We start from the raw sequence: 18,389 nt of genomic DNA, 5'->3' as shown, positions 1-18,389 counted from the left end.
GAAAACGGATGTTGCTGAAAGGAAAAACAGCATTGGTCACCGGCGGCGGCTCAGGAATGGGAAAGGCAATCAGCAAGCTGTTTAACAAAGAGGGAGCACAAGTAGCCATCGTCGATTTGAACCAAGAGGCGGCCGAGTGGACCGCAAAGGAATGCGGCACGGCTGTATTGCCCATTCAAGCCAATGTGGCTGCAGAAGAAGAAGTGGAGCGGGCTGTCAATCAAACTGTAAAGCATTTTGGCGGGGTGGATATCGTTGTCAACAGTGCCGGCGTGCCGATGGCATTTACGCCAGTTGAAGAAGTGTCGATCGAGCAATGGCAGCGCACGATGGAGGTGAATTGCACGTCGATTTTTCTCACCGCCAAATACACGGTACCGTTTATGAAACAAAAAAACAGCGGGGCGATTCTCAATATTTGCTCCATCGCAGGGGTGAGGGCGCGACCCGGGCTTAACGCCTACTGCGCCTCGAAAGGAGCGGCGATCATGCTGACCAAAGCACTGGCAATCGAACTGGCTCCATACCGGATTCGCGTCAACGGCATCAACCCCGGTCCTGCAGATACACCGATGCTCAGCAAATTTTTGCACGGGGATGAAGAGCAAATCCAGCGGGATACCAAGGAAATCTTTCTGAGCAGCGTGCCGTTGGGATCGCTGATCCAGCCCGAGGACATAGCAGAGGCAGCACTTTATTTGTGCAGCGATCAGGCCAAAATCGTGACGGGCGAGATTGTCAATGTGGATGGCGGGCGCGGAATCTGACGGATCAAGGAGGGGACGGCATGGCGAAAGAAGCAATCATACGCGTGGAGCAGGTCGCATTTTCCTATCAGATGAACCAGGAACAGGTCATCCCAGTTTTGCATGACGTCTCGTTAGAGGTTTATTCTGGAGAGTATCTAGCTATCATCGGACACAATGGTTCAGGAAAATCAACACTTTCCAAGCATCTGAACGGGATTTTGACTCCACAGCAGGGCGATGTCTGGGTAAATGGGATCAACACGAGGGAAAAAGCACGTATCTACGAAATACGCAGTCAGGTCGGGATGGTCTTTCAGCACCCGGACAATCAAATTGTGGCAACCATCGTTGAGGATGATGTGGCATTTGGCCTGGAAAACCTCGGGGTGCCAGCCGCAGAGATGAATGAGCGGGTGAACTTTGCTCTGGAAGCAGTGGGGATGAGCGAATTTCGGCACAGACCGCCGCATCACCTGTCAGGGGGGCAGAAGCAGCGTGTAGCGATCGCAGGAATCTTGGCGATGAAGCCGCAATGCCTGGTCCTGGACGAAGCGACAAGCATGCTGGACAGCTATGGAAGACAAGAAATTCTTTCCGTCGTCCGCAAGCTCCATCAGGAAGGCATGACGATTGTGACCGTGACTCATCACATGTCAGAGGTAGCGGAGGCTGACCGTGTTTTGGTTATGGAGGGAGGGCAAATCGTCATGGAAGGGACGCCTCGTGAGATTTTTGCCCAGCAGGAGCGCTTGCATGAGCTTCATCTGGATGTTCCGGATGCGAGCAGAATTGCCGGCCTCGTGCATGCGAAGAACCCAGCGTTTTCTTCAGCAATTATCCATAATCAGGAGATTATTGACGAAGTGAAACGATTGCACCTCAGAAGAGCGGAGGCGAGCGGGACATGAAACAACCGATCTTGATTACGGAGAATCTGTCGCATGTCTATATGAAAGGAACGCCACTGGAGCATCGAGCTTTGGATGAGGTCAGTATCCAAATTGAAGAAGGCGAGTGTATCGCCATCATCGGCCACACCGGCTCCGGAAAATCTACCCTGATCCAGCATTTCAACGGCCTGATCCGGCCGCAATCAGGCACGGTAATCGTAAACGGAAAGAATGTCTCAGACCCCAAGCTGGACGTAAAAGCCCTGCGCCGAGAGGTAGGGCTTGTCTTTCAAAATCCCGAGGATCAGATCTTTGAAAAACTGGTTGGCGATGATGTTGCCTACGGCCCTTTCAAGATGAAACTGCCTCTGGAGGAAGTGCGGCGACGTGTTGAGTGGGCGATGGAATTGGTCGGGCTCTCGTTTCAGGAGATGAAAGACCGGCCGACCTTTGCCCTGAGCGGCGGCCAAAAACGGAAGGTGGCATTAGCTGGGGTCTTGTCGCTGCAGCCGAAGGTTCTCGTTCTGGATGAGCCGACAGCCGGCCTTGATCCTCGCTCTCGCAATGAACTGCTGGAGCGGATCAAACGTCTGAACACGCAGGAGGGGCTGACGGTTATTTTCGTCTCCCACAACATGGAGGAGGTCGCCCATCTGGCTGATCGCGTCTACGTGATGGGACAAGGAAAAGCTGTCTGCGAAGGCACACCCCGTTCCATCTTTGGCAATCAAGAATTACTGCGCGCCCATCATATCGGAACCCCCCAGAGCGTCGATATTTTGTATCGGCTGAGACAAGAGGGCTACCTCGTCAATCCTGGTGCATACGCCGTGGAAGAGGCAGCAGATGAGATCGTCAAACTGATTGGGCGATGAAAGGAGGGAGCAGACATGTCAGCAGAATTCGAATTGACGAGAAATATTACAATTGGCCAGTATCTGCCTACCGGGTCCGTTATTCATCGGCTGGACCCCCGTTATAAGCTCGCTGCCTTTGTCATCATGATTCTCGCCATCGCCATTTGCAATACCTACCTGGGCAATCTGTTCGCGCTTCTGGTTTGCCTTTTGATGTTTAACCTGTCCCGCATCCCGCTCCACTACGGGATATCGGGCGTAAAGCCGGCCGTGCCATTTATTATTATTTTGGCGATTATGCAATTGCTTTTTTACGGGGAGATTGCCAACGGCGGCACAATCTATTTTCAATACGGTTTCGTGACGATTTCCAGTGAAGTGATCAGACTGGTCGTCGTTTCTGCCATGAGATTTGTCGAGGTCATCTTCCTCTCCAGTGTGCTGACGCTGAGCACCTCTACAACTGAGCTGACGCACGGAATGGAGCGGCTTTTGGGACCTTTGGAAAAAGTAAAATTTCCTGTACATGCCTTTGCTTTAATCATTACCATCGCGATTCGTTTTGTGCCCACCTTTGCCATGGAGATGGAGAAGATGATGAAAGCCCAGGCTTCCCGGGGTGCTGAATTTGGCACGGGGCAATGGTGGAGGATCGTCAAACGCACCAAGGATATGTTCCCTATTATTGTTCCGCTCTTTAACGTCGCTTTGTCACGGGCCGAAGACCTCATTCTCGCCATGGAAGCCAGATGCTATACGCCAGGTGCCGCACGCACTCGCTATACGAACTATCGGGCGGCCGCAAAAGACTTTATGGCGATCGGGGTCAGTATCGTGCTCTCCGCTGTCATGCTGGTCATACCGTGGTAGTTTGCCTGGGAATTTTCCCTCACCGGGGATTCCAATACAAGCAAATAAAGGAGGAAGAAGCATGGAAAAAGGGTTGACCGTACGCAAGATCGTCATTGCAGGTGTGCTTGGAGCCATCGCTATTTTGCTGGGAGTGACGCGGCTCGGCTTTATCCCGGTCCCGACAGCGGCAGGCAATGCAACGATCATGCATATCCCGGCAGTTATCGGCGGGATTATGGAGGGCTGGGGCGTAGGTTTGATCATTGGCCTTATTTTTGGTGTCTCATCATTTTTAAATGCAACCGTCCCCCTCTTCAAAGATCCGCTGGTCGCAATCCTTCCCCGTCTGTTTATCGGGATTACGGCCTATTTTACCTACGTCGGCTTGCGCCGGTTCAATGAGTACACGGCCATTGGAGTTGCCGGTTTTATCGGTTCGATGACGAATACGATCCTGGTTCTCTTCATGGCGGTGGTGCGGGGGTATATGCCAGCCGGAGTAGCGGCATCGGTTGCGGTCATGAGCGGGATACCGGAAGCGATCGTATCCGTCATCGTCACACTGGCGGTTGTCGTTGCCTGGAAAAAAATCGGTTCATCAGGCAAGCAAAAATCAAAGATTTCTGGAGGTTTGTAAATGTCCGGCACGATTACAGATGTACCTGGCCTTTTAGTCGGCCATGCAGAAGATACGGATGCTTTGACAGGTTGCACGGTGATCGTGCTGGAGAAGCCTGCCGTTTGCGGTGTGGATGTCCGGGGCTCAGCTCCGGGCACCCGCGAAACGGATTTGCTCGATCCCGTCAACATGGTGGACAGCGTTCATGCTATATGTTTGTCGGGCGGCAGTGCTTATGGTCTGGATGCCGCCAGCGGAGTGATGGAGTATCTGGAGGAAAAGGGCATGGGACTCGATGTTGGTTTCGGAATCGTGCCGATTGTCCCGGCAGCCGTTCTATTTGATCTATCCGTTGGCAATCCCCGTGTTCGCCCTTCGCGGGAAATGGGCTACAGGGCGGCTTCGCAGGCTAGCAGCGAGCAAGTTCCTGAAGGCAACGTCGGTGCCGGGACAGGGGCCTCTGTAGGAAAGCTGAATGGTTTTTCGCAAGCGATGAAAAGCGGGATCGGCTCTTCCTCGCGCAAACTGCCAAATGGCTTAGTCATTGGCGCGGTCGTTGCGGTAAATGCCGTCGGACATGTAAAAGATCCCGAGACTGGAGAAATTCTCGCGGGACCGCGCAACGAGGCCGGTGCGATTGTAGACAGTATTGAGCTGATGCAAAAGCATGCTTTCAGTCTGACCCCGCCGGGAACCAATACCACGATTGGGGTCGTTGCCAGCAATGCAGTTATAACCAAGGCGGAAGCGAAGAAAATTGCCCAGATGGCCCATAACGGATTGGCGCAGACGATTTGGCCGATTCACACGATGTTTGACGGCGATACCCTTTTTGCGCTGGGAACAGGTCAGGTAGCAGCCTCCGTCGATTTGATCGGCACTCTCTCAGCTGAGGTTTTGGCCGAGGCCGTTGTTCGTGCTGTCCGTGCAGCCAAACCGGCAGGAGGTCTTCCCGCACATGAGAGCATAAGCAAATAAAGCGGAGAGGAGCGTTATCATGTTTAATCAGGTCATATCCCATGTCGATGAAAAAGAGGTCGTGCGCTTGACTCAGGAATTGGTGCGAATCCCGAGTGTGTATCGACCGGGGCAAGCAGATGGTAATGAAGAACGCGTCGCACAATTCGTGGCTGATTACCTGCGGCAGATGGGTCTGCAGGTTTTCTACGAGGAAGTCGTGCCGGGACGACCCAATGTTATTGCCTTTTACGACTCTGGCCGTCCGGGCAAAACGCTCCTCTTTGAAGCACATACAGATGTTGTTACCGAGGGCGATCGGGATGCCTGGAGCTACGATCCTTTTGGCGGGCAAATATCGGGAAATCGCATTTACGGTCGGGGTTCCTGTGATACAAAAGGGAATCTGGCTGCGGCAATCTGTGCAGTGAAAGCGATTCAACGAGCTGATATTCCTTTTTATGGTAAAATTCTTCTGTGCATTCCCTGCGACGAAGAGGGGATGATGATCGGGATCAAAGATTTTATCCGCAGGGGATGGGCCAAAGGGGTAGACGCGGCGATTATTTGCGAGCCGGAGGAAAACCAGCTTTGTGTCACCCAAAAAGGGGCGATGCGCGCGATCCTGCGCAGCTATGGGAAAATGGCTCATGGCGCTATGCCGCTTACAGGAATCAATCCTAACACGCGAATGGCCCGGGCAATCGTCGCCCTGGAGGAGCTGGAAAGAAAGGAAATGGCTCGGTTGGGTAACCATCCTATGTTGGGGTGGCCCAGTATTACCCCGACGATCCTGCAAGCGCCGGTCAAAGGAGAAGCACAGATTAACGTCGTTCCCGATCAGTGTATGACGACACTGGACATTCGGACGGTGCCAGGACAGGATCATCAGACATTGCAACAGGAAATGAACGAGATTTTGGAGCGCCTGTCGCGTGAGGACGAACATTTTAAAGCAACGCTGGAGATAATCGAGGAACGGCCGTGGACGCTGACGCCCATGGATGCGGAGATTGTCACCGCTGTTTCTGATGCCTATCGGGACCTGACAGGGAAGGAGCCGATTTACAATGGAGTCCCGGGAGCAACAGACGGTACATTCTTGCACCAAGCGGGAATTCCGATCTTGACCACGGGAGCGGGGGATCGCCATATCCCGCACCATGCCGATGAGTATGTGGACATTGACCAATTGGTCGAATCCACCCAATTATTTGCTTCCTCTGCTTTGCTCTTCCTGGCACAGCCCGTACGTGCCTGACGGTGCAAATGTGCCAGCATGTGAAGCCCTGCTTGTAGCCCAGGCAGGGCTTTAAAAATTTTTAGAAATGAATAACCATTTTTCACTGATAAAACTTGCTCTTACCATAAGTTTTTTTTTACAATGAGGAAATAGGGTTTACCATCTTGAAGGGAGCGTGTCCGCGTGGATATGCGTTGGAGTTTAGACGTCCTGTATACGTCTTTCGAATCACCGGAACTACAGCAAGACTGGGAAAAGCTGTCCCAACTCATGAACGAATTGCAGGAGTGGACCAAGAAAAACCTGAAAACGGATACGGATCCTGTTCAAAAAATGGAAGCGTACATAACAAAATTGACGACCATCCTTCAAATCCAATCCCGTCTTTACAGCTATGCGGAACTGACGGCGAGCGTTGATGCGAAAAATGAAAAAGCACTGCAATTGGTTGAGCGCATCCAGGATCAGGCTGTTGAACTGGTTGAGCCTGGTGTTCTCTTTCAGAAATGGCTGGGCGGAATTAAGGAATTGGACCGCTGTATCGAACAATCCCCGCTTTTGGAGACACATCGTTATTTTCTGACGGAAACCGCTGAGAAAAGCAAATACCTGCTAAGCGAAAAAGAAGAAATCATTTTGGCCAAAATGAAAAATACGGGTTCCAATGCCTGGGCTAAGCTGCAGGAAATGCTGACCTCAACTCTGCTGGTTGATATCACGGTTGATGGGGAAGCAAAACAACTGCCGCTGCCGGTCGTACGCAATATGGCGTATGAAAAGGATGAGCAAACAAGGAAAAACGCCTATGAGGCAGAGCTCGCTGCCTACAATAAAATTGCCGAGTCATCTGCTGCCAGCCTGAACGGAATCAAGGGTGAAGTCATCACCATTTCCAAGCTGCGCGGCTATGATTCTCCTTTGGACAAGACACTAAAAGACTCGCGGATGGATCAGGAAACCCTGGATGCCATGCTGACAGCTATGCGTGAAAGCCTGCCTGCTTTCCACAAGTTTTATCAGGCAAAAGCCAAGCTGCTGGGTCATGACAACGGACTTCCTTTTTATGATTTGTTTGCGCCGGTAGGTGAGGCCGACATGCGCTTTACTTATCAGGAGGCACGTGATTTTATCGTGAACCATTTTGGCAGCTTTAGTCAGAGACTGGCTGATTATGCCGCTCGCGCATTTGACAATCGTTGGATCGATGCTGAGACCAGAGAAGGAAAGCGCGGTGGGGCTTTCTGCTACAATCTGCATGTCGTCAAAGAGAGCCGGATTATGTCCAATTTCACGGGAAGCTACAACGATGTCAGCACGTTGGCCCATGAGCTGGGTCATGGCTATCACGGAGAATGTCTGGTGAACGAAGCTTTCCTGAACAGCGATTATCCGATGCCAATCGCGGAGACGGCCTCCATTTTCTGCGAAACCATTATTGCCAAGGCAGCACTGGAGCAGGCTTCCGAGGAAGAAGCTTTTGCTATCCTGGAAAACGATCTTTCCGGTGCCGGACAGGTGATCGTGGATATTTACAGCCGTTTCCTGTTTGAGTCAGAGCTGTTCAAACGCCGCGAACAGGGCTCTTTGTCTGTAAACGAGCTGAAAGCCATCATGCTGCAAGCTCAAAAGGATGCCTACGGCAATGGGCTTGATCACAACGTGCTTCATCCGTATATGTGGGTGTGCAAGCCGCATTATTACTACGCAGATGCAAACTTTTACAACTTCCCGTACGCTTTTGGCCTCTTGTTTGCCAAAGGATTGTACGCGGAATACCTAAAACGCGGTGAGTCCTTTGTCCAGCAGTACGACGAGCTTCTGGCCGTTACCGGCAAGGAAAAAATCGCAGATGTGGCCGCCATCATGGATGTAGATGTGCGCTCGGTAGACTTCTGGCGCGGTTCTCTGCAACTGATTGCCAAGGATATCGAACAGTTCGTCAAACTGGCAGCAGCCCGCAGCTAAATCAGCGATATTGAAAAGAATCCGGTCATCTGATCGGGTTCTTTTTGCATAGGGAAGATGAAGCCTGGGAATCCTGACAGCATAGGAATCATCAAAGAAATTCATTGAGGTGATACTGTGTTGAACGGAATGCAATTGTTGGATCTAATGCGTGAGACCGAGAACAAGATGCTGCACCTTCATAAAGCCATTGATCGTGTCAGTACTGAGCCAGAGTTTAAGGAATCTGTCAGCGTTTTGACAGAGGTGGTCCAAGACTACCAGGGGCAACTGGATAAAATGAAGCATGCGCTCCGCAATGTAGAGGTAGGCCAGCAACAGCATGCCCAATCACAGCAAAACAACACCTATCAATAAGATGAGGATGCCTTCCTATCGTCCAGGGAGGGCTTTTTTTATTGGGAGCAACCTACCATTTTTTTAAAGGGACGAGGAACCATTTTTGCTTCTTTTCTGGTGTAGACAGTACGAAAATATGACGATCTGGCAGAAGAGGTTGCAGGACTCGGAACTGAAAATGATGGGAATTTGGGTAGAAAACTGTCGCAACATTACATTTGCATGACAAACAGGAAAGCAGCCAGTCAGGAGCAGGCGACTATGGAGGGTGGCGATAATCTTGCTTATAATGACCGACAAGCGCAACAACTGATTGTCATCACATGAAGAATGGAGCAGTCGATATGGGGAAGACAAGGATTCGCAAGCGGATCGGATGGCTCTTTCTCACCATGTTCATCGGTATCCTGTGCGGATATGTATTCTGGGGATATCCGACATCCGCTCAGGTAGAGTCACAACAAACACAGGAAGGAAGCAGCCTCAAATTCCGAACGGAACAAGATCAGATACAAATCTTTCAGGATGGCAAATGGAAGCCCTACTTTGTCAAAGGAATGAATATGGGTGCTTCGCTTCCCGGGCATTATCCAGGAGAGCTCCCGATCCAGAAGGAGGACTATCTGCGCTGGTTTGGGATGATTCACGAACTGGGCGCCAGAGCGATTCGTATCTATACAATCCACCAACCCGTTTTTTATGAAGCACTGGTGGAGTTCAACAGAAAGCATCACGACGATCCCCTCTATTTTATGCAGGGCATCTGGTCTCCAGAGGAAGCGTTGATTGAAAAAAAAGACGCCTTTCTTCCCGAGATTCGAACAGAGTTTCGCAATGAAATCGAAGCAGCAGTCGGAGCCGTATACGGTGACATTACGATCCCTGAAAAAGCTGGAAAAGCAAGCGGGACGTATCGAGTGAATGCGGGGCCATATCTGTTGGCGTGGCACGTCGGCACGGAGTGGGACCCCGAGATGGTTAAAAAGACAAATGACATACGCAGCGGTGAACCGCGTTACGAGGGAGAACATTTTCACGCAAAAGCTCAGGCCACTCCGTTCGAGTCTTGGCTCGCTGAAATGCTCGACTATACGGCTGAGCTGGAATCGCGTCACGGCTGGCAGCATCCGGTGACCTTTACCAACTGGGTGACTACCGACCCCTTGCACCATCCGGGTGAACCGATGATCCACGAAGATATGGTCAGTGTCGATCCCCTGCATATTGAACCGGTCAAATGGGATGCCGGATACTTCGCTGCCTATCACGTGTATCCGTACTACCCTGACCTTTTCCGGTATGATGAGACCCTGCAAAACATACGCAACCAAAAAGGCGAAGTGGATACCTACAAAGCGTATCTGCGAAAGCTGAAGCAGCATCATACGGACATACCTGTCATGGTCACTGAATTTGGTGTTCCGTCTTCTGTCGGCGCGGCGCATCTGGGACCGTTGGGCCGCAATCAGGGCGGACATGATGAAAGGGAGCAAGGGCGCATCAACGCAGACCTTCTTCACGAAATCCATGAAGAGGGTTACGCCGGGGCGGTTCTTTTTACCTGGCAGGATGAATGGTTCAAGCGTACCTGGAATACCATGCGATACGAAATGCCAGAAGACAGCCGGGCCAATTGGAAGAATGAACTGACCAATGAATCCTTCTTTGGCTTGCTGGCCATGGATGCCGGATTGGAGAATGTACTCACTATCGATGGGGAGACAGAAGATTGGGACAAGTTAAAAAGTGAGGAGAAAACACGCGTGAAAGGAGGTTTGTCCGGGGTAAGGGACATCTGGATGACCCATGATGAAGCGTATGTCTATTTCCTGCTTCAGCTTGATGAGCCGTTGCGACCCGAACAAGAAAATCTGCTCCTGGGCATCGATACATTGCCTGGAGGGAACAAGGCCGCTCGAGAACTGCCAGGGCTTCAGTTGGATGAAGGACTGGAGGTGCTGATTCGTTTGGGAGAAAGCAAGGAGAGTGAGGTGAAAATCGCCTCTAATTACGATTTCCACAAGCGATTGTATGGAAAACGCTATGGAATGCTTCCTTACTCAGTCGAAGAGCAGAAGGATAACTCCGGGCTGTTTCTTCCCTGGAAGCTTGCTGTCAGCCTGGAGATGAGTCCGCCTGATACGAAAGGAACACATCCTTTTGAGGAAATCAGCGTTGGGCAGATGAAGAGGGGAACCACCGAGCCCGGACAGCCGGGTTACAGTTCGCAGGCGAATTGGGAGAGCAAAGGTGAATGGGTAGAGCTTCGCGTCCCCTGGATGCTGCTGGGTTTCACGGACCCAAGCACGAGACAGGTGCTAAGTTATCCGGATCAGGACCCTGCGCTAAAATCAACTCAATCAGAGGGGATTCGTGTCCTGGCCATGCTTCAGGATAAAGCAACCGGAAAAATTAAAGGTGTTTCGGAAAACCAGGTGATCAGTCTATCAGCAGGGGATCGTTATACATGGCCAGCATGGAGTCTGCCAAAGTATACCGAACGAAAAAAGGAGAGCTATTCGATCTATCAGAAAGCATTGGAGTCCATACCTGCATACCATTAGCCAAGAGAAGGAGAGGAGTGCAGTAGAGAATGTTTCAGCATCATATCGAAGTAGCTTACCTGTTTCTCATGGTTGCATCGGGATTGATTGTGGCGGGAATTCTTTTCCTGCTTTTCCTGAAGTACAGGCAGAACTATTACGCTAAAGAGAAGCAGCGGTTGAGCTTGAAGTATCAAGAATATATGAGCTATGTCCTGGCGCATCTGGATGCCCAGCAGCCTTTGGAGCTGCCGGTAGGGGAGCTGGGGAAGCTGGAGCTGCTGGTACTGGGTGAAAAGCTGATGGAAATTGCCGAGCGCGTAAAAGGAAAGCATCGGCTGCAACTGGCGGCGCTCTTTGAAAAGCTGGGTCTGCCAGAAATCGAGTTGAATCGACTTAAGCAAGCACCCGGCCCTCTTCGCAGCCATGCTGCTTACAAATTAGGAGCAATGGGCTATGAAAAAGCGACACCGGAATTGTTCGCGGCGCTAAAAGCGGAAAAGGATGAGGCAGGCCGCTATATCATCGCGAGAGCCATTGCCCGTTGTACCCGCAATGTTGCAGATCTGCGACAAATGATCCAGCAAATGATCGAGCAGTCCGCGGATTCTCCCCGCTTGCTGGCTGAGGTGTTGGCCGATTCTCCGCTCGATCTCCAGCCGCTGCTGCGCGAGTGGATCAACAGCGAGGATACGCGGTTGGTGCTGATTGCCTTGGCTTGTTTGCCAACGACTTTGGATGAGCGCATGATGGATAGCCTGTGGAAGGGGCTTGACTCAAATGAGAAGGAAGTCAGGATTCAATCGGCAAAGCTGCTGCTTGGCTGTGAGGGACTTCATTCCGAGCAAATCCATGCACTTCTGACAAACCCCGATTGGGAAATCCGTGCATTGGTCGTAAAAGCGCTGGGAAGCTGGAAGGATGAAAGCAGCGTACCGACACTGCTTGCCGCGATCAATGATCAGCACTGGTGGGTGAAATACCATGCTGCCCGGAGTCTGGTCCGGGTCGGAGATGAGGGATTTCGCGCATTGTGCGAGCTGGCTTCACGGACGACGCATCAGGAAACCGTCGATCTGGCCATGCAACAGATTCAAGAAGCACTGCGGGAGGATAAGCTCACAAGCAAGAAAAGCGTTGCAAGAACAGACAACAGGCTGACCATCTATGACGCTTATTTCAACCGACAGGGTGAGCGTGTCATTTCATGATGGGAGAGGAGGAGCTATGCGAGATCTGCTATTGGGATACGGAATGTTTGCGATGTATTACGTATTTGTGGTGAATTCGATCTACCTGATTATCAACATCTTTTCCCACATCAATATCTACACAATTTTGAAGCGTTCGCGATTTTCCCGCTTTCAATCGCTTGCGGGCTCAGAGAGGGTACCGCCCGTCTCGATTTTGGTTCCAGCTTTCAATGAAGAACTGACGATCATCGAAAACGTTCGTTCCCTTTTGGCTTTGCATTATCCGCAATATGAAGTGATCGTGATCAATGATGGTTCGCGAGATGACACGCTGGGTGTCCTGATCAGGGAGTTTGGGCTGGAACTGCAAGCACATATCTCGACAAGAAACGTGGTTCCAGCCACGCCAAGTAATGGCATCTATCACAATCCGCAATATCCGCAGCTTTTTGTGATCGACAAGAAAAATGGCGGAAAAGCGGATTCGCTAAACGCAGGAATCAACCTCTCGCACTATCCATTGATCGCATCGATTGATGCCGACTCACTACTGGAGCGGGACGCTTTGATCAGGATGGCCCAGGTATACATGGAAAATCCGGAGGAAACGATCGCAATCGGCGGGAATGTACGCATCGCCAACGGCTGTAAAATTGAAGATGGGATCGTCAAAGAGGTGAATCTGCCCAAGAAGCTCTTGCCGATGTTCCAAACGATTGAGTACATGAAAGCCTTTTTGGGAGGGCGAATCGGCTGGAGCTCTATCAATGGTCTGATTATCGTTTCCGGTGCCTTCGGTCTTTTCCGCAAGGATTGTGTCGTCGCGGTCGGCGGCTATCGGGAAGGCTACCCCGGAGAAGATATGAACATCATTATTAAACTGCACAAGTACATGCTGGAGTGTAAAAAGAAGTACCGGATCGCATTTTGTCCGGATGCTGTCTGCTGGACACAGGCTCCTGATACGTTTCATATTTTGGGCAGCCAAAGGAAGCGTTGGGGGCGAGGCAATCTGAAAAACATGATTGAGTATCGGCACATGCTTTTCAATCCCAAATACAAGATCATGGGACTTCTGACCATGCCGTACAACGTATTGTTTGAAACACTGAATCCTTATTTCAAATTAACCGGTTTTTTCGCGTTGCTGGGCTACAGCTACTTTGATATGACATACGCACATGTCGTGCTGATTTTCATGGCCATCAATCTGGTCTATGGCTATTTGCTGACAGTCAGCGGGATTGTGTTGGAGGAAATTTCCTTCCGCCGCTATACCAAAGTCAGTGACCTGATGAAACTGCTTGGTTACGGGTTCCTGATGTTCTTTGGATATTATCAGCTGGGGGCGATTTGGCGGGTACTGGGACATATCGATTTCCTTCGCAACAACAATACCTGGGGAGTCATGACCAGACAAAGCTGGAAGGTGGAGACGCGTCAAACCTCTTAAGAGAAAGGGATGAGTACAATGAAACAAAACACGAAAACGCGGGAGCAAGCCAGCAAGCTAAACGGAGAGTTGGCCTACTTTTGCCGCTATTATGAAGCCAGTAATCTGACCTGCGGCATGATTGCCGCCCGATGCCGGCAAAGAGGGGATGATGGATGGGAAAAATTGAAAAAGTTTGTGGAAGCTGAAAGGCCAGGGATTGCTGTACAAGTCTTTTACGAAGAAGAAGACAAACGGCTGCTGATATTGATGGAAGACATGAATCTTGCAAATACTCATCATTTGGCATTAACGATCAAAGAGTATTTGCAAAAACAGGAGCAATTGGCGGGAAGTGTTGGCGTAGGGTCCTATCCGGAAAGCGGTAATGCCATTCAGGGTATTTTAGCGGAAATGACCGCTCGACTGACACAGACGCTGCCGTACCATTCCGGGATACAGGTCATCATGCAGCAAGAGCAAAAATGGGAACGTCCACCCCGGCTGCTGCTGGTTGAACATGACCCTGTAGTTCAGCAAATCTTGGCAGTCCGCCTGGCCAGAAATGGCTACGAAATTTATCTCGCCCAGGACGGAAAGGAGGGGAAGCAGAAAATTCAACAGATTCAGCCTGATCTGGTCATTACGGAGCTTACCCTGCCCGTGATGAATGGGTACCAACTGATTGATTGGGTACAAGAGCAGCACGAACAAGCAGATCCTTGCAAAATTGTGGTATTGACAGACAGACGTTTGGAGGAGGATATGTCACAGTGCTTCCAAAAAGGGGTGGCGGACTTTTTGACCAAGCCGTTTTCTCCCGTCGAACTGGACTGGCGAATCAAGCGCTTGCTCGTCTCGTAGATACAAACAACCGGAGGGATGCCAGATGGACAGATATACTGCACTGAAGCAAAAAATCGAGGCAAAAACTGCAAGAGTAGGAGTCATCGGTCTTGGCTATGTAGGGCTTCCGCTCGCAATCGAAATGGCCCAAAGCGGACTCACAGTCTTTGGAATTGACCTGGACATACAGAAAGTAGAAATCTTGCAGCGGGGAGAATCTTACATACGAGATGTACCAAGTGAGCCAGTGGAGCAGTTAGTTCGAGACGGGAAGTTTATCCCGACGACGGATTATCGGGTTCTCAAAGAACTGGATGCAATCAGCATTTGTGTGCCGACGCCGCTCAGTGAAAACCAGGACCCTGACACCTCCTATATCTCTCGCGTCGTCGATCAAATCAAACACTATATTGAAAACGGTCCGCTGATTACGCTGGAAAGTACAACGTATCCCGGCACGACAGAGGAATTGATTCAGCGAGAGCTGGAGCGAATGGGGTACCAGGTGGGACAAGACTTTTTCCTCTGCTTTTCACCAGAGAGGGTTGATCCGGGGAATCATCTCTTTTCTACCAACAATACGCCCAAGGTGATCGGCGGAACGACGGAAAAATGCCTGGAACTCGGAGTGCTTTTATACGGCCATTTTATCAATCAGATTGTCCCGGTTTCTTCGACCAAGGTCGCGGAAATGTCCAAGCTGCTGGAAAATACCTTCCGCAGTATCAACATCGCGTTTATCAACGAAATGGCCTTGATGTGCGAGCGCATGGACATCGATGTGTGGGAAGTAATCAAGGCGTCAGCTACCAAACCCTTTGGTTTCATGCCCTTCTATCCCGGCCCCGGAATCGGTGGACACTGCATCCCGTTAGATCCGATGTATTTATCATGGAAAGCCAAGGGCTACCGGTTCTTCAGCAAATTTATTGATTTGGCTCAATCCATCAACAACAGCATGCCGGATCATGTGGTTTACAAGACATCTGTCATTTTGAATATGTACGCAAAATCGATTCGCAATTCGCGTGTCCTGCTGCTCGGCATGTCGTATAAGCCGGATATTGATGATTTGCGCGAGTCACCATCGCTTCAGGTTTACGAGCTATTTAAGGAAGCGGGAGCGTTGGTGGACTACTACGACCCGTACGCAAAATCTTTCAAGGATGAGAGCGGGCGAGAGATACAGAGTGTGGCCTATGACGCAAAAGCATGGAGAAATTATGACTGCATGGTGTTGCTCACCAATCACAGCATGTTTAACTACCGGGCTTTAGCGGAGCTTGGCGTAGCGATTCTCGATACACGCAATGCGTTTGACGGCATCCAGGCACCGCATGTGTACAAGCTGGGCAATGCAATCAAACACAGGAACTTCTCAGAGGCATCATTGGCGATCTAACAGAAAAAAGGTCTTCCAGCACCTACTGCACCGATCAGGCAGAAGGGTTTGGAAGACCTTTTCTTTCTCGTGGATAAGCCTTATTTTCATTTTCGCGGACAAAAGTTTGGCGAATGAGGCGATCATTGTCCATGGATATGAAGATGCAAAAAGCCCCGATGGCTATAAGAACAAAGGTAAGGATCGGAAAGATAAGGGACATCAAACCAAGCTCCTTCGCAAATTTATAATAATGATAATCGTTATCAAGAGAATTATACAATACCAGATATGTGTGGTCAATGCAGAAAAGCAGAAAAATCGAAAAAACATGAGAAATGGGATTTACTTTGCACAGGGATAAGATTATAATCATTTTAAAAGAGTTTCCTTTACGCAAAATATATGCACTTGCCCAAATAATGATCATCATTCTCAATTCATGCTATTCCCTCTTCGGGGAATAGCATGAAGCCTTTTAAGGGCAATAACAACGATATTCATTATCAGGAAGTAGGGGGGATGGCTTGTGAATCAATCACTTGCAACGGAACAAACAAAATCGGTATCAAGAACGGAAAGTAAAAAGAAGAAGAGTGCCCGGCAATGGATCGCGCGATATGCGGAAGGGCTGGCAGCACTGATTAGCGGTGTATTTCTCGCAGCAGCCTGGACCATCGAGAATGCCAGCCATACTCTGTCGATCTGGCTCTATGTGTTGGCGTTCGCAATTGGCGGATTTGCAAAAGCGAAAGAAGGCTTTCTGACGCTTACCAAGGAAAAAGATCTGGATGTCAATTTGCTGATGATCGTGGCGGCGATTGGAGCAGCATCCATCGGTTACTGGGCAGAAGGCGCGGTTCTGATCTTTATTTTCTCACTGAGTGGAGCATTGGAAGCCTTCACGATGGAGAGAAGTTCTCGGGACATATCGGCGCTCATGGAGCTGAAGCCGGAAAAAGCAATTCTTTATCGGGATGGGAAAGAGCGTCTGGTCACCATCGAAGAACTGCAACTGGGCGACCTGATTTTGGTAAAGCCAGGTGAACGTATTCCAGCAGATGGTGTCGTGAAAGATGGGTATTCTTCCGTGAATCAAGCGTCTATTACAGGAGAGAGTGTCCCGGTAGACAAAGTGCTTGGCGACGACGTTTATGCGGGAACTTTAAACGGGCAAGGGGCCTTGTTTATCGAAGTGACGAAAACAAGTGAATCTACGTTATTTTCGAAAATCATCCGTCTCGTGCAAGAAGCGCAAAGCGAGATGCCCAAATCTCAGCGCTACATGGAGCGATTCCAACGAATTTATGCAAGAGTGATCATCGCCGCGACGCTTGTTTTGATCCTTGTTCCGCATTATGCATTGGGCTGGACTTGGGATGAGGCATTGTATAAAGCAATGGTATTCCTGGTTGTGGCTTCCCCTTGTGCGCTGGTGGCATCGATTATGCCGGCGATGCTCTCCGCAATTTCCAACTGCGCCCGCAAAGGATTGCTGTTTAAGGGAGGCGCGCATTTGGAAAAATTGGCTGAGGTCAAGGTTGTCGCTTTTGACAAAACGGGTACTCTGACTTATGGACGACCAGAAGTTACCGATATGATTGCTTATCAGGATTTGGATGAGTCCAAGCTCCTGTTCGTCGCAGCCACTGTCGAGAAGCTCTCGACTCATCCGATTGCCAAAGCCATTGTTCAAAAAGCAGGGGAAGAATCCTTGTCACTGGGTTACCCGGCGGATTTCCAGTCATACGCCGGCTGGGGTGTAGAGGGTACCATCCATGGTGAAGTATGGCGGGTCGGAAAGCCGGGAACCGGTGAGAATTTTGGGGGACATGAACAGGCTCGAAATGACCTGGAGCGATTAAAGCGCGAAGGAAAAACCGTTGTTTCCATCCATAATGAGAAGGGGATCGCGGGGATCATTGCTTTGCAGGACAGCGTGAGGCCAGAGGTCAAGCAAATGATTACGCATTTGAAAAAATTGGGGATACAGGTTGCGATGCTCACGGGTGATCAGCAGGCGACAGCGGACGCTATAGCGAAAGAGGCGGGCATTGACCTCGTTTACGCGGAGCTGTTGCCAGAAGACAAGGTAAAGATCGTCAAAAAGCTGAGAACCGATATTGGCAGTGTGGCTATGGTCGGTGACGGGATCAACGACGCACCGGCACTGGCAACGGCTTCCGTAGGTATCGCCATGGGGGCAGCCGGAAGTGATGCCGCTCTGGAAACGTCTGATCTGGTGCTGATGAATGATGACCTCAAACGGATCGAGGATGGGATCGTTCTGGGAAGACGGATGAAGAAAATTATTGTCCAGAACATGGTGTTTGCAGCACTTGTCATCGCCGTGCTGATGATCTCCAACTTTGCTGCGGGAATACCGCTGCCACTGGGAGTTGTCGGACATGAGGGAAGCACGATCTTGGTGATTTTAAACGGCTTGCGACTCTTGAGGTAAAATAAAAAGGGGAGGGTGGTCTGAATTAAGACCGATCCTCCCCATGTTTTTTACAATGAATC

The 18,389-nt window shown here is 50.4% G+C and carries 16 protein-coding genes; 15 read left to right on the top strand and 1 reads right to left on the bottom strand.

All coding sequences use genetic code 11. The features are described from left to right. Window positions 1-8: 8 nt before the first annotated feature. From NDK47_RS14630 to NDK47_RS14565, 14 genes are all read left to right on the top strand, one after another. Complete coding sequence (locus NDK47_RS14630; protein WP_251870496.1) at window positions 9-767, top strand: SDR family NAD(P)-dependent oxidoreductase; 759 nt, start codon at window positions 9-11, stop codon at window positions 765-767. A 20-nt stretch (window positions 768-787) separates the two neighbouring features. Next, window positions 788-1,657 (top strand): energy-coupling factor transporter ATPase, encoded by an 870-nt coding sequence (locus tag NDK47_RS14625; RefSeq protein ID WP_251870495.1) that lies wholly within the window; start codon window positions 788-790, stop codon window positions 1,655-1,657. Further along, window positions 1,654-2,514 carry an energy-coupling factor transporter ATPase gene (locus NDK47_RS14620; RefSeq protein ID WP_251870494.1) on the top strand — a complete coding sequence of 287 codons (861 nt, stop codon included), beginning with the start codon at window positions 1,654-1,656 and terminating at the stop codon, window positions 2,512-2,514. The genes NDK47_RS14625 and NDK47_RS14620 overlap by 4 nt, the downstream gene beginning before the upstream one ends. A 15-nt stretch (window positions 2,515-2,529) precedes the next feature. After that, window positions 2,530-3,366 (top strand): energy-coupling factor transporter transmembrane component T family protein, encoded by an 837-nt coding sequence (locus NDK47_RS14615; protein ID WP_251870493.1) that lies wholly within the window; start codon window positions 2,530-2,532, stop codon window positions 3,364-3,366. Window positions 3,367-3,427: 61 nt separating this feature from the next. Further along, window positions 3,428-3,985, top strand: coding sequence for an ECF transporter S component (locus NDK47_RS14610; protein WP_251870492.1), 558 nt, complete (start codon window positions 3,428-3,430; stop codon window positions 3,983-3,985). Next, window positions 3,986-4,945, top strand: a complete 960-nt coding sequence (locus NDK47_RS14605) for a P1 family peptidase (RefSeq protein WP_251870491.1) — start codon at window positions 3,986-3,988, stop codon at window positions 4,943-4,945. Between the two features lie 19 nt (window positions 4,946-4,964). Next, window positions 4,965-6,185, top strand: a complete 1,221-nt coding sequence (locus tag NDK47_RS14600; protein WP_251870490.1) for a M20 family metallopeptidase — start codon at window positions 4,965-4,967, stop codon at window positions 6,183-6,185. Window positions 6,186-6,350: 165 nt separating this feature from the next. Beyond that, window positions 6,351-8,132 carry a M3 family oligoendopeptidase gene (locus tag NDK47_RS14595; protein ID WP_322112060.1) on the top strand — a complete coding sequence of 594 codons (1,782 nt, stop codon included), beginning with the start codon at window positions 6,351-6,353 and terminating at the stop codon, window positions 8,130-8,132. A 117-nt stretch (window positions 8,133-8,249) separates the two neighbouring features. Next, window positions 8,250-8,489 (top strand): hypothetical protein, encoded by a 240-nt coding sequence (locus NDK47_RS14590; RefSeq protein ID WP_251870489.1) that lies wholly within the window; start codon window positions 8,250-8,252, stop codon window positions 8,487-8,489. Window positions 8,490-8,815: 326 nt separating this feature from the next. Next, window positions 8,816-11,035, top strand: a complete 2,220-nt coding sequence (locus tag NDK47_RS14585; RefSeq protein ID WP_251870488.1) for a hypothetical protein — start codon at window positions 8,816-8,818, stop codon at window positions 11,033-11,035. A 29-nt stretch (window positions 11,036-11,064) separates the two neighbouring features. Then, the gene (locus tag NDK47_RS14580) at window positions 11,065-12,225 is read left to right on the top strand and encodes a HEAT repeat domain-containing protein (RefSeq protein ID WP_251870487.1); all 1,161 of its coding nucleotides are present in this window, start codon (window positions 11,065-11,067) and stop codon (window positions 12,223-12,225) included. A gap of 16 nt (window positions 12,226-12,241) precedes the next feature. Then, window positions 12,242-13,660 carry a glycosyltransferase family 2 protein gene (locus NDK47_RS14575; RefSeq protein WP_251870486.1) on the top strand — a complete coding sequence of 473 codons (1,419 nt, stop codon included), beginning with the start codon at window positions 12,242-12,244 and terminating at the stop codon, window positions 13,658-13,660. Between the two features lie 18 nt (window positions 13,661-13,678). Further along, entirely contained in the window at window positions 13,679-14,503 is an 825-nt protein-coding gene (locus NDK47_RS14570) for a response regulator (RefSeq protein WP_251870485.1), read from the top strand. A gap of 25 nt (window positions 14,504-14,528) precedes the next feature. Continuing rightward, the gene (locus NDK47_RS14565; protein ID WP_251870484.1) at window positions 14,529-15,887 is read left to right on the top strand and encodes a nucleotide sugar dehydrogenase; all 1,359 of its coding nucleotides are present in this window, start codon (window positions 14,529-14,531) and stop codon (window positions 15,885-15,887) included. Window positions 15,888-15,921: 34 nt separating this feature from the next. On the opposite strand, the gene NDK47_RS14560 is transcribed toward NDK47_RS14565, so the two are convergent. After that, complete coding sequence (locus NDK47_RS14560) at window positions 15,922-16,299, bottom strand: hypothetical protein (RefSeq protein ID WP_251870483.1); 378 nt, start codon at window positions 16,297-16,299, stop codon at window positions 15,922-15,924. 96 nt (window positions 16,300-16,395) lie between these two features. Between NDK47_RS14560 and NDK47_RS14555 the strand changes: the two genes are divergently transcribed. Beyond that, a complete protein-coding gene (locus NDK47_RS14555) occupies window positions 16,396-18,327 on the top strand; it encodes a heavy metal translocating P-type ATPase (RefSeq protein ID WP_251870482.1) in 1,932 nt (643 codons plus the stop codon). Window positions 18,328-18,389 lie beyond the last annotated feature (62 nt).

The organism is Brevibacillus ruminantium (assembly GCF_023746555.1).
In the GTDB taxonomy this organism is placed as follows: Bacteria; Bacillota; Bacilli; order Brevibacillales; family Brevibacillaceae; genus Brevibacillus; species Brevibacillus ruminantium.
The sequence above is the reverse complement of the archived record's forward strand: the minus strand, read 5'-3'. Positions and strand labels throughout refer to the sequence as shown.

Coding starts and splice junctions, on each gene's coding strand:
- NDK47_RS14630 (WP_251870496.1), top strand. CDS start 9: ATGTTGCTGAAAGGAAAAACAGCATTGGTCACCGGCGGCGGCTCAGGA.
- NDK47_RS14625 (WP_251870495.1), top strand. CDS start 788: ATGGCGAAAGAAGCAATCATACGCGTGGAGCAGGTCGCATTTTCCTAT.
- NDK47_RS14620 (WP_251870494.1), top strand. CDS start 1,654: ATGAAACAACCGATCTTGATTACGGAGAATCTGTCGCATGTCTATATG.
- NDK47_RS14615 (WP_251870493.1), top strand. CDS start 2,530: ATGTCAGCAGAATTCGAATTGACGAGAAATATTACAATTGGCCAGTAT.
- NDK47_RS14610 (WP_251870492.1), top strand. CDS start 3,428: ATGGAAAAAGGGTTGACCGTACGCAAGATCGTCATTGCAGGTGTGCTT.
- NDK47_RS14605 (WP_251870491.1), top strand. CDS start 3,986: ATGTCCGGCACGATTACAGATGTACCTGGCCTTTTAGTCGGCCATGCA.
- NDK47_RS14600 (WP_251870490.1), top strand. CDS start 4,965: ATGTTTAATCAGGTCATATCCCATGTCGATGAAAAAGAGGTCGTGCGC.
- NDK47_RS14585 (WP_251870488.1), top strand. CDS start 8,816: ATGGGGAAGACAAGGATTCGCAAGCGGATCGGATGGCTCTTTCTCACC.
- NDK47_RS14580 (WP_251870487.1), top strand. CDS start 11,065: ATGTTTCAGCATCATATCGAAGTAGCTTACCTGTTTCTCATGGTTGCA.
- NDK47_RS14575 (WP_251870486.1), top strand. CDS start 12,242: ATGCGAGATCTGCTATTGGGATACGGAATGTTTGCGATGTATTACGTA.
- NDK47_RS14570 (WP_251870485.1), top strand. CDS start 13,679: ATGAAACAAAACACGAAAACGCGGGAGCAAGCCAGCAAGCTAAACGGA.
- NDK47_RS14565 (WP_251870484.1), top strand. CDS start 14,529: ATGGACAGATATACTGCACTGAAGCAAAAAATCGAGGCAAAAACTGCA.
- NDK47_RS14560 (WP_251870483.1), bottom strand. CDS start 16,299: ATGATGATCATTATTTGGGCAAGTGCATATATTTTGCGTAAAGGAAAC.